This is a genomic window from Pseudomonas bharatica CSV86 (assembly GCF_000319305.2).
GTDB classification, from domain to species: domain Bacteria; phylum Pseudomonadota; class Gammaproteobacteria; order Pseudomonadales; family Pseudomonadaceae; genus Aquipseudomonas; species Aquipseudomonas bharatica.
The window spans coordinates 1,198,221-1,209,883 of the sequence record NZ_AMWJ02000001.1; the positions used below are offsets into that span (position 1 = coordinate 1,198,221).

Genomic DNA, 11,663 nt, shown 5'->3' on the forward strand with positions numbered 1-11,663 from the left:
TAATGAATAACTGGTCCTATTAGCGAATTACAGAATCGAAAGCGGGTACTCGATGATTACACGAGTTTCATCCAGATCCGATTCGAAAGCAGTGGCACGCGTGGTTGCCTGGCGCAACCGGAAGGACAAGTCTTTTGCCGGACCGGTTTGTACAACGTATTTGACTTCGACGTCACGCTCCCAACGCTTCTGATTGTCGAGCGGGTTGCCGTTGTCGTCGGTGCGCATGTAGAACTGGTTAGCGTTCGAGTAATCCGCGCCCGAGCCTCTGGCGTAGCGGGTCATGAACGTCAGGCCTGGAATGCCGTAGCTGGTGAAGTTCAGGTCATAGCGCAGCATCCAGGAACGCTCTTTCGGAGAGTTGAAGTCGCTGTACTGGATGGAGTTGTCGACGAAAATCGAGTCCGACTGACGCAGGTAGTCGAAATCGTCGTCGCCGTTGTTGCGCTGGTGCGACAGGGCCAGGGTGTGGGCCCCGTAACGCACGCCGACCTTGGCACTCCAGATGTTGTTGTCGAATTCACCCAGGCGCTTCTTACCTTCATCTACGGCTTTGTAGTAGTTGAAGCCACCGATCAGCGCCAGATCGTCGCTCAGCGGGTAAACCACGCTGGTGCCGGCGTAGTACTGATTCCAGACGTCTTTCAGCTGGCTGGCGTAGACGCTCACAGTCCAGTTGTCGTTGATCGAGTAGTCACCACCACCGTAACCGATCCATGGCGAGTTGACCGGGCCGCCGTAGAAGGTCACGAAGTTGTCGTTCAGGTCACTGGAGACTGGCTGGCTCATGGCGTGCAGTCGACCACCCTGCAGGGTGAGGCCTTGGATGCTGGTGTTCTCAACGGTCACGCCGCGGAAGCTTTCTGGCAGCAGGCGAGAATCGCCGGATGCAACCACCGGGGTCGATGGGAAAACATCACCCACTTTCACGATGGTATCGAACAAGCGGACTTTGGCTGCGCCGCCGACCTTGGTGTATTCGTCGCGAGCTTCGCCCTTGTTATCAACGGGTAGCACGTCGAAGGAGCTACGGCCGCCGTTGCGCCCATCACCGGTGTCGAGCTTGAGGCCGATCATGGCGAAGGCATCAACGCCAAAGCCAACTGTTCCCTGGGTAAACCCAGAGTTGAATTTGCTGATGATCGCGTGCGCCCAGGCTTCGGAGTAGCCATTGGTGTTGCCCTTGCCACTGTTGTAAGTGGGGGCGGTGCTGTCGCGGTTATCACGGTTGAAGTAGAAGTTACGGTTCAACACTGTAAGGCTGCTGCCTTCAATGAAGCCTTCTGGCTTGTCTTCAGCCTGTGCCGAAATAGCATAGCTCCCAGACAGCGCAGAAACTGCCGCCAAATACAGTGGTACTTTGATTTTCATCCGATGCTCCTTTGATTCACGGCAGTTTTTATTATGTTTACCGGCGCGGGTGTCGTTAATTGTTCTGACCCGGCGGCGCGCCTAGCGTAGCGCGAGCTCATATTTGCAGGCCGAAGATAACGGGAGGGTGATAGGACAATTACAATTTCGTCATCTACCTGTTATTCGGTGCCTTCGCACCGCGTGTTTGCCATCTCCATTGCTTGTAACGAAATCATCGTATCGGGTTGGTTTCCCAGTATTTACGGGCATTACAGGACTTTCTTACGAAATTGTAATTTTCTAGCCACCCCTCTGATAGCTACCGCTCATTAGAGTGCCATCACCTAATCAAGTGGGGCTTGGCAGCTGTTTCGGCGTTCTCGCCAAGCTTTATCGAAGTTTGTGCACGAGGACCATCAAAGTGCCCCGGTATAACCGCAATGTCTTATCCAAGACCTCCGTCTCGCCCTGGAAGATCGCTGCACTCTGTGCAGTCATCTCTGGATTGATGGCACCTGCAGCTCTTGCCCAAAGCATCAGCTTGCCCCAGGCGCTTTCGACGGCCATGGATGCCAACCCTGACCTGGCCGCGGCCAGGCAAGAGATTGGGATCGCTGATGGTGCTCGCAAGCAGGCCGGGCTCATCCCCAACCCCACTATTTCGTACGACGTGGAAGACACCCGTCGTAACACCAGCACGACGACCGTGTCGCTTAGCCAGACCCTGGAGCTGGGTGGTAAGCGTGGAGCTCGTGTTGACGTCGCCACTTACGGGCAGACCGCCGCACAGCTGGAGTTGGACCGTCGCGTGAACGGACTGCGTGCAGACGTCGTGCAGGCCTTCTACGCCGCATTGCGGGCCCAGACAGGCCTTGACCTGGCAAAGCAATCTCTCGAACTGACTGAGCGCGGTCTCCGTATCGTCGATGGCCGTGTTCGCGCAGGTAAATCGTCCCCAGTAGAGGCCACCCGCGCCCAGGTACAACTGGCCGAAGCCAAGCTGCAAGTTCGACGTGCTGAGACGGAAAAGACGACTGCTTACCAGCAGCTCGCTCAAATTACCGGGAGCTCGGTCACCGTCTTTGATCGACTCGAATCGCCAACCCTCTCCCCGGGACTTCCTCCGCAGACAGAAGTGCTGCTGGCAAAGCTCGATCAGACCGCAGAAATGCGCCAGGCCGTCGTGCAGATCGACAAGAGCGATGCCTCGCTCGGTTCAGAGAAAGCTCAGCGTATCCCGAACCTTACCGTCAGCGTAGGTAGCCAGTACGACCGCTCTGTGCGCGAGCGAGTCAACACTGTGGGCCTGTCTATGCCTTTGCCGCTGTTCGATCGTAACCAGGGCAACATTCTTTCCGCTTCTCGACGTGCAGATCAGGCCCGAGACCAGCGCAATGCTGTGGAGCTGCGCCTGCGCACCGAAACCCAAACCGCGTTGAACCAGTGGTCCACCGCCATGCAGGAGGTCGAGTCCTACGACAAGACCATTCTGCCGTCAGCCCAACAAGCCGTAGATACCGCAACCCGCGGCTTCGAGATGGGCAAATTCGGCTTCATCGAAGTGCTGGATGCCCAGCGCACCTTGATCGTCGCTCGTGGCCAATACCTCGAATCGTTGGCAGCGGCGACCAATGCGCGTGCGCAGGTGGAAAGGGTTTATGGCGAAGTCGGCTCAACTGCCGGCGCTCGCTGAACGGGCCAAACATTTTCTTCGGCACACAGCCTTGAACAAGCCGGTGCCTACGATCAGCAGGAGTAGCAATGGATAACAAACGCAAGATCGCCCTCGCGGTAGCCGCTGTGGCAGCCCTCGGATTTGGCAGCCTTGCCTGGAACAACAGTTCCGGACAGCAGGCCGCCAGTACCGCCGAGCATGGCGCTAACGATGGCCATGGCGACGAAAAGAAAGCCGCATCTGCCGCCAAAGAGGAAGGTGATGAGGGCCATGGTGAAGAAGGCCACAGCGAGGAGGGCGGTGAAGAAGAGGGCAAGCTGACGCTCAGCGCTGAACAGATCAAGGCAGCCGGTGTTGCCCTGGAAGCTGCAGCGCCCCGTGACTTGGGTACAGTCGTGAGCTTCCCGGGCGAAATCCGCTTCGATGAAGACCGTACTGCCCACGTGGTTCCTCGTGTTCCTGGCGTTGTCGAGACTGTCCAAGCCGACCTGGGTGAGACGGTCAAAAAAGGTCAGGTCCTCGCTGTAATCGCGAGCCAGCAGATCTCTGACCTGCGCAGCGAACAACAGGCCGCACAGCGTCGGGTCGAACTGGCGCGTGTGACCTTCGAGCGCGAAAAACAGTTGTGGCAGGACAAGATCTCTGCAGAGCAAGACTACCTCCAAGCACGCCAAGCGCTGCAAGAAGCGGAGATCTCCTTGGCCAACGCCAAGCAGAAGGTCGGCGCGATCGGTGCCTCGGTTAACTCCGTTGGCGGTAATCGTTATGAACTCCGAGCTCCCTTCGACGCCGTGGTAGTGGAGAAACACCTGACCGTTGGCGAAGTTGTCAGCGAGGCAACCAACGCCTTCATCCTTTCCGACCTGAACCAGGTCTGGGCAACCTTCGCTGTCCCGCCTACAGACCTGGGCAAGGTCACGACTGGTCGTGCGGTGAAAGTCTCTTCGCCTGACATGAACGTCGAGGTCGAAGGGAAGGTGGGTTATGTCGGCAGCCTGCTGGGCGAGCAAAACCGTGCAGCTACTGTCCGCGTCACCTTGACCAACCCCAACGGCGCCTGGCGTCCAGGCCTGTTCGTGAACATTGCGGTCACTTCCCAAACCGATCGCGTTGCCGTAGCGGTCCCTGAGCACGCCGTGCAGACCGTTGAAGACAAGCCCTCGGTATTCGTACGCACCCCAGAAGGTTTTGACACCCGCCCAGTAAAACTGGGTCGCCGCGACAATGGGTACGTGGAAATCATCGACGGTATTGAAGCCGGCGCCCAGGTAGCAACCAGTGGCAGCTTCACACTCAAGTCCGAGCTCGGCAAAGCTTCTGCCGAACACGGTCACTGATGCGAACTGACAGGATGATTTCTCATGTTTGAACGTATCATCAGATTCGCCATCGAGCAGCGCATCGTAGTAATGATCGCTGTTCTGATCATGGCGGGTATTGGTATCTACAGCTATCAAAAGCTGCCCATCGATGCGGTACCCGATATCACCAACGTCCAGGTGCAGATCAACACTGCAGCGCCTGGTTATTCGCCCTTGGAAGCCGAACAACGGATCACGTTTCCAGTGGAAACGGCCATGGCCGGTCTCCCGGGCCTTCAGCAGACCCGTTCCCTGTCTCGCTCTGGCCTGTCTCAGGTCACCGTGATCTTCAAGGATGGCACTGACATCTTCTTTGCCCGCCAGTTGATCAACGAGCGGCTGCAGGTTGCGAAGGAACAGCTGCCCGAAGGCGTAGAGGCCGTCATGGGTCCGGTATCTACCGGCCTCGGCGAGATCTTCCTGTGGACTGTTGAAGCCGAAGATGGCGCGGTCAAAGAGGACGGTACGCCGTACACCCCGACCGACCTGCGCGTGATCCAGGACTGGATCATCAAGCCTCAGCTGCGCAACGTCCCGGGTGTGGCCGAGATCAATACGATCGGCGGCTATGCCAAGCAGTTCCTGGTTGCGCCGGATCCAAAGCGCCTGGCTACCTACAAGCTGACCCTTAATGACCTGGTCGCAGCGTTGGAAAGTAACAACGCCAACGTTGGCGCCGGCTACATCGAGCGTAATGGTGAGCAGTTGCTCATCCGTGCGCCGGGTCAGGTAAGCAGCATCGAAGACATCGCCAACATCGTGATCACCAGCGTGGATGGTGCACCGATTCGCATCAGCAGCGTTGCTGACGTCAGCATCGGCAAAGAGCTCCGTACAGGTGCTGCTACTGAGAACGGCCGCGAAGTCGTGCTCGGTACCGTGTTCATGCTGATTGGTGAAAACAGCCGTACCGTGTCTCAAGCTGTCGCCGCCAAACTGGCGGACATCAACCGCACCCTGCCAAAGGGCGTGGTGGCTGTGACCGTTTACGATCGTACCAACCTGGTTGAAAAAGCCATCGCGACGGTGAAGAAGAACCTGGTGGAAGGCGCGATCCTGGTAATCGCCATTCTGTTCCTGTTCCTCGGCAACATCCGTGCGGCACTGATCACCGCGATGGTGATTCCGCTGTCCATGCTGTTCACCTTCACAGGCATGTTCAACAACAAGGTCAGTGCCAACTTAATGAGTTTGGGGGCACTCGACTTCGGCATCATCGTCGACGGTGCCGTGGTTATTGTAGAAAACGCGATCCGTCGACTGGCTCATGCGCAGCACAAGCATGGCCGCATGCTCACCAAAACCGAACGCTTCCACGAGGTCTTTGCCGCGGCGCGAGAAGCTCGCCGGCCGCTGATCTTCGGTCAGCTGATCATCATGGTGGTGTACCTGCCGATCTTCGCCCTCACCGGCGTCGAAGGCAAAATGTTCCATCCGATGGCCTTCACCGTTGTGATGGCGCTGCTGGGTGCAATGATCCTGTCCGTTACCTTTGTTCCTGCAGCTATTGCCATGTTCGTCACTGGCAAGGTGAAGGAAGAGGAAGGCGTGGTCATGCGCACAGCTCGACTGCGCTACGAGCCTGTTCTGCAATGGGTGCTGGGACATCGGAACATCGCTTTCTCGGCCGCAGTAGCTTTGGTCGTGCTCAGTGGTGTGCTGGCAAGTCGTATGGGAAGCGAGTTTATCCCAAGCCTCAGTGAGGGTGACTTTGCGATGCAGGCCATGCGGGTGCCTGGAACGAGCCTCACTCAGTCCGTCGAGATGCAGCAGCGTCTGGAGAAAGCGGTGATTGCGCAGGTGCCTGAAGTTGAGCGGATGTTCGCACGCTCGGGTACCGCAGAAATTGCATCTGACCCGATGCCGCCGAACGCCTCTGACGCCTACATCATGCTCAAGCCTCAGGATCAGTGGCCTAACCCCAAGAAACCTCGTGATGAGCTGATTGCTGAAGTGCAGAAGGCCGCTGCGGGTGTTCCAGGAAGCAACTACGAGTTGTCGCAGCCAATCCAACTGCGTTTCAACGAGCTGATTTCGGGCGTGCGTAGTGACGTCGCTGTGAAGGTCTTCGGCGATGACATGGACGTGCTCAACAACACCGCCAACAAGATCGCGGCAGCGCTCAAAGCGGTACCGGGCTCGTCGGAAGTGAAAGTTGAGCAGACATCCGGCCTGCCGGTGCTGACCATCAACATCGATCGCGAAAAAGCAGCACGCTACGGCCTGAACATCGCGGATGTTCAGAACTCGATCGCTATCGCCGTGGGTGGCCGTCAGGCCGGCACGCTGTATGAGGGCGACCGTCGGTTCGACATGGTAGTGCGACTGCCAGAGACCGTTCGCACCGACGTAGCGGGTATGTCCAGCTTGTTGATCCCAGTACCTGCCAATGCGGCTCAGGGTGCCAATCAGATCGGTTTCATCCCGCTGTCCCAGGTCGCTAATCTGGACCTGCAACTGGGCCCGAACCAAATCAGCCGCGAGAACGGCAAACGTCTGGTAATCGTCAGCGCCAACGTTCGAGGCCGCGACCTGGGGTCCTTCGTTGAGGAGGCGACCGCTTCGCTGGACAAGAAGGTGCAAATCCCTGCGGGCTACTGGACGACTTGGGGTGGCCAGTTCGAGCAGCTGCAGTCGGCTGCCAAACGCCTGCAGATCGTTGTTCCAGTCGCCTTGCTGCTGGTTATGACCTTGTTGTTCCTGATGTTCAACAACCTGAAGGACGGCATGCTGGTCTTCACCGGTATTCCATTCGCACTCACCGGTGGTGTTGTGGCGTTGTGGCTGCGGGACATCCCACTGTCAATCTCGGCAGGTGTCGGCTTCATTGCACTGTCCGGCGTTGCAGTACTGAACGGCCTGGTGATGATTGCCTTCATCCGCGGGCTAAGGGAGGAGGGACGAACGCTCAGGCAGGCAGTCGATGAAGGTGCATTGACCCGTCTGCGACCTGTTCTGATGACAGCCTTGGTAGCGTCCCTGGGCTTCATCCCGATGGCTTTGGCCACCGGTACCGGTGCAGAAGTTCAGCGGCCATTGGCGACGGTGGTGATTGGCGGGATCCTGTCCTCCACGGCACTGACCTTGCTGGTACTGCCTGCCCTGTATCACTGGGCACACCGCAAGGATGAAGACGGCGACGAGGCAGAAGTGGTTAGCTAACAGCCTCCGCTAAAGAGAAGCCCACAACACGTGTTGTGGGCTTTTTTGTTTAAAGTGAAGTAGATGCACTTACCTTTCAAAATTGTAAGTTTCTCGTCATGCCGGTGATGCCTATGCATTGCTAAGGTTACGCCCGAGAAGTTTTGAAATTGAGAGGGTTTTATGAAAAAGCTAATTATCGCTGCTGCACTTGTTGTTTTCTCAGTGGCTTCGCAGGCCAACACTTTCTCCGAGAGCAAGCAGCTGCAATACACCAAGGAACACCAGACCGCAGTGGCCAAGTACGCGGAGAAGAATGGCAAGCCAATGCCAGAGATTCAGGATTACAAATATGGCATGAAGATCGACGTTGCTAAGTTCGTACGTCAGTCGCAGGACCCCCGTACCTGCCAGGTCTACCCACGGTTGATGACCTTCGAGGACTCCCAGGGCACGCTCAAGACTGTTCGTTACTCGATGTATTCGCAATGCATCAACAACAAGTAGTAAACGAGTTGAACAGAACAATTAGAGAATTCATAAATGCCAGGCAGTGCCTGGCATTTTTTATTACGCCCGACGCCCCATAGCTTCGAAATGTTAACGCCTAGGCCCGGGCAAACCGGGCAATATGTCTTAGCTAACCAACAGCGACGGCTCCCAACTGCAGAGGGCAATTGGAAGCCTTGACCCCAGAAGGGACGAGTTATGAAGAGTTTGCTTGAACGCCCTGATGACCAAGCCGGGCATGAAGGTCATAGCCATGAGCATGGCGGCATTTTTGGCATGAACACAGAGCTGATTTTCGCGCTGATCTGTGGTGCTCTCCTGGGTGCCGGAGCTCTCGCAGGAAAACTTGGCCTGATTGATCGTCTGCCTCTGATTCTGTATGTGTCGGCCTACGTGTTCGGTGGATGGTTCACTACTAAGGAAGCGGTTACCAACATCCGTCAGAAACGCTTCGAGATCGACTCGCTGATGCTTCTCGCCGCAGTCGGTGCCGCGAGCATTGGCGCCTGGGCGGAAGGGGCTCTGCTGCTGTTCCTGTTCAGTCTGGGGCATTCCCTTGAAAGCTATGCGATGGGGCGGGCCAAGAAAGCGATTGAGGCACTGTCCAAGCTCGCACCGGCCACTGCGATCGTACGCAGAGCAAATGGCACGGCGGAAATGCCCGTGGAGCTGCTGGTTCCCGGTGACGTTGTCATCGTGCGCCCCAATGACCGCCTGCCGGCCGATGGTTTTGTAGTCGTAGGCTCCTCAAGTATCAACCAGGCGCCAGTGACTGGTGAGAGCGTCCCCGTGGACAAGCAACCTGTCGCTGATGCCGAACTCGCACGCAGCAAGCCAGATGCAGTGGATGCAGGCTCGAAAGTCTTCGCCGGCACCATCAATGGCGAAACGCTCATCGAGGTTGAGGTAACACGGCGCTCTACGGAAAGTACCCTGGCGCGGGTCATCAAGATGGTCAGTGAAGCAGAAGTCAGGAAGTCACCGACGCAGCGATTCACGGACCGCTTCCAACGCATATTCGTCCCGTTGGTTTTACTGCTGGTAGTCGGGCTGCTATTTGCCGGCATTTTCCTTGACGAGCCGTTCCGTGACTCGTTCTACCGGGCGATGGCCGTACTGGTTGCAGCCAGCCCCTGCGCGCTCGCGATCGCTACACCAAGCGCCATTCTCTCTGGCATCGCCAGGGCAGCCCGAGGTGGCGTGCTGATCAAGGGCGGTGCGCCACTTGAAGAGCTTGGATCATTGAATGCCATAGCATTCGACAAGACCGGTACCCTGACCGAAGGGCGCCCACGTATCACCGATGTAATACCCATAGGCGGCACGCAGATCGAGGATCTGCTAAACGTCGCCATCGCTGTGGAGTCGATGAGCGACCATCCGCTGGCTGCGGCAATTGTGCGTGACGGTGAAGAGATGATTGGCACACGGCGCCGATTTCAAGCCAAGAACATGAGCAACATGATTGGCCGCGGCGTGCGTGCTGAGCTTGATGGGCAGTTCGTCTGGATTGGCAAGGTCGAGATGTTCGGTACCAATGGTATTCCCGCACTCAGCAAGGCAGCCCTGGAGGCTGCGGAGCGTCTACGTCAGTCAGGCCGTACCACCATGGTGGTACGGCGTGCTGACAAGGATCTGGGCGCTATCGGGCTATTGGACACATCCCGGGAGGGGGCCAAAGAGGCACTCCAGAAGCTTAGAGAGATGGGCATCGAACGCATGGTCATGATTTCTGGAGACCACAACCGCGTTGCAGAGGCTGTAGCCAAACAAGTTGGCTTAGATGAAGCGTGGGGAGACCTGATGCCGGAAGACAAGGTCAAGGCCATCAAAAACCTGCGCCTTAGCGCCAAGGTGGCCATGGTGGGTGACGGCGTCAATGATGCCCCTGCCATGGCCAGTTCGAGCGTTGGTATCGCAATGGGGGCTGCTGGATCTGATGTTGCCCTGGAAACGGCTGATATCGCGCTTATGGCTGACGACATCAGGCAACTCCCATTTGCGGTGGGGCTGAGCCGTCACACGCGATCGATCATCCGCCAGAATCTGTTCGTCAGCTTGGGGATTGTGGCCATCCTGGTTCCGTCCACCATCATGGGCTTGAGCATTGGTGCCGCTGTTGCGATCCATGAGGGCTCCACACTGTTGGTCGTCTTCAACGCCTTGCGCCTGTTGGCCTACCGCAGAAGCACCTGATCCCTGAGCTTCAATCATGAAGCTAAGCAGGGAAATGACCTGAAGTAGAAGTATGGGTCGTGCGCGATCAGCGCACGACCCGTACTTTTCTCTCACGCGTCGATGCCGATGCGCTTGAGGCTTTCAAGGGCCTTTCCACACTCAGGTGAGCCGTGCCGTAAACCGCAGGCCAAGGCAGCTTTTAGGCTCATCACACCGCCTACGAAACCGACTTGATTGCCGACTCCGTGTCCGTCCGCAAATCCCTGATCATACGCAATCTCGACAAGCGCATTGATCGCCGCCAGGGTGTCCTGTTTGTTTTTACTCTTTTGCATATCTACTCCGCGAGCATTCAGCTCATATCGCTCGGTTAGGTGGCGGCGCTTTCAGGTTTGGGGTGAGCGAATCCCGCTCCCATAGCCAATCCCTAACGGGGGGCTCAGCCCGCCACCGTAAGGAAAATCAGCTATTGAGAGCAGATGACTCGTTTTGGTCACCCGTGCTGCTCGCCTCACCGCATTGGCACTGAGTGGGTACATCCGGGTAGTCGCTGTGATTCTCAATGAACAGCGTTCGGCAGGTTTCGCACCCATAGATCCGGGGCAGGGATTTAAGGCCGCTCGGAAGCACGTCACTCAGAGGCTCGTTATGCCAAGGAGCCCCGTCAAGGATTCTGGAACGCAGGATGTTTCCCAGGCGCCAGGTGTCACTTTGTGCGCGCCAGGACCACATCGGCGCAGAAAGCGAATACTGGATGAAGGTCTCTTGTGTCTGCCTGGATAGCGGGTACTTGGGGCGGGTCCAGCCGGAATCGATGATGCTGAACCCCATGCCCATTTCTGCGCTCGGGTGGGTCTTTTCACCAAAGAAACGGTCATGCGTCACTGGAGCCGTCGCATGATGGTCAGTCGGTGGGAATACCCACAGATAACACTCATCCCGGTTGACCATGCTGATGAGCTCGCTTGGCCCCCGCATGGGGGAATTTGCAGCCAGGGCGAAGCGATCCTTCCACGACATTTTGGGAGGCGGCGCAATACCAGCAGCGATGGCCAACGTGGCAGTCTTGGGGACGAAGCGATCGCCTAGCTCGTTCAGATCCAGGTTCTTGCAGAGAGCCTTGAAGGCCTTTTTGCGAGTCTTCGAGCTGAAGGAGGGGTCAAGGAGCAGGCGAACCTGGTTCACGCCGATTCCCGCAGTTCGTAGCACCTCAATGACTTCTTCAGCCACACCGACTGCTTGAAGATCGGTCAATCCTAAGCACGTTTTCGCCCGCTCGACCGCCGCGTAGAGGTTGTACTGCCGTGTCTCGTTGTCACGACAGACCTGAATTGGCAGCTTGTCTTGGATGGCAACTTGCGGTGCAACGGAGCCGATGGCCGCGTGGAACAGCTGGTGGAGGTGCAGATGAGATTACGGGCGGCCAGAAGCCGAGAACGAGGCGT

The 11,663-nt window shown here is 57.3% G+C and carries 8 protein-coding genes; 5 read left to right on the plus strand and 3 right to left on the minus strand.

The window, feature by feature from the left end:
* Positions 1-27 precede the first annotated feature (27 nt).
* Positions 28-1,371 carry an OprD family porin gene (locus tag CSV86_RS05315; RefSeq protein WP_009395919.1) on the minus strand — a complete coding sequence of 448 codons (1,344 nt, stop codon included), beginning with the start codon at positions 1,369-1,371 and terminating at the stop codon, positions 28-30.
* Positions 1,372-1,774: 403 nt separating this feature from the next.
* Between CSV86_RS05315 and CSV86_RS05320 the strand changes: the two genes are divergently transcribed.
* From CSV86_RS05320 to CSV86_RS05340, 5 genes are all read left to right on the plus strand, one after another.
* Positions 1,775-3,046 carry a TolC family protein gene (locus CSV86_RS05320; RefSeq protein ID WP_158487699.1) on the plus strand — a complete coding sequence of 424 codons (1,272 nt, stop codon included), beginning with the start codon at positions 1,775-1,777 and terminating at the stop codon, positions 3,044-3,046.
* Between the two features lie 68 nt (positions 3,047-3,114).
* On the plus strand, positions 3,115-4,365 hold the full coding sequence (locus CSV86_RS05325; RefSeq protein ID WP_009395914.1) for an efflux RND transporter periplasmic adaptor subunit: 1,251 nt from the start codon (positions 3,115-3,117) through the stop codon (positions 4,363-4,365).
* Positions 4,366-4,389: 24 nt separating this feature from the next.
* The gene (locus CSV86_RS05330; protein ID WP_009395913.1) at positions 4,390-7,551 is read left to right on the plus strand and encodes a CusA/CzcA family heavy metal efflux RND transporter; all 3,162 of its coding nucleotides are present in this window, start codon (positions 4,390-4,392) and stop codon (positions 7,549-7,551) included.
* Between the two features lie 162 nt (positions 7,552-7,713).
* On the plus strand, positions 7,714-8,037 hold the full coding sequence (locus tag CSV86_RS05335) for a DUF2790 domain-containing protein (protein WP_003253432.1): 324 nt from the start codon (positions 7,714-7,716) through the stop codon (positions 8,035-8,037).
* A gap of 201 nt (positions 8,038-8,238) precedes the next feature.
* Complete coding sequence (locus tag CSV86_RS05340; RefSeq protein ID WP_009395911.1) at positions 8,239-10,236, plus strand: heavy metal translocating P-type ATPase; 1,998 nt, start codon at positions 8,239-8,241, stop codon at positions 10,234-10,236.
* 92 nt (positions 10,237-10,328) lie between these two features.
* On the opposite strand, the gene CSV86_RS05345 is transcribed toward CSV86_RS05340, so the two are convergent.
* Positions 10,329-10,553 (minus strand): hypothetical protein, encoded by a 225-nt coding sequence (locus tag CSV86_RS05345; protein WP_009395909.1) that lies wholly within the window; start codon positions 10,551-10,553, stop codon positions 10,329-10,331.
* Positions 10,554-10,680: 127 nt separating this feature from the next.
* Entirely contained in the window at positions 10,681-11,472 is a 792-nt protein-coding gene (locus tag CSV86_RS05350; RefSeq protein WP_240160382.1) for a hypothetical protein, read from the minus strand.
* Positions 11,473-11,663: the final 191 nt, after the last annotated feature.

Bases quoted from the DNA above. Each gene is read 5' to 3' on its own strand.
- CSV86_RS05340 (WP_009395911.1), top strand. From the start codon at position 8,239: ATGAAGAGTTTGCTTGAACGCCCTGATGACCAAGCCGGGCATGAAGGT.
- CSV86_RS05325 (WP_009395914.1), top strand. From the start codon at position 3,115: ATGGATAACAAACGCAAGATCGCCCTCGCGGTAGCCGCTGTGGCAGCC.
- CSV86_RS05315 (WP_009395919.1), bottom strand. From the start codon at position 1,371: ATGAAAATCAAAGTACCACTGTATTTGGCGGCAGTTTCTGCGCTGTCT.
- CSV86_RS05345 (WP_009395909.1), bottom strand. From the start codon at position 10,553: ATGCAAAAGAGTAAAAACAAACAGGACACCCTGGCGGCGATCAATGCG.
- CSV86_RS05335 (WP_003253432.1), top strand. From the start codon at position 7,714: ATGAAAAAGCTAATTATCGCTGCTGCACTTGTTGTTTTCTCAGTGGCT.
- CSV86_RS05330 (WP_009395913.1), top strand. From the start codon at position 4,390: ATGTTTGAACGTATCATCAGATTCGCCATCGAGCAGCGCATCGTAGTA.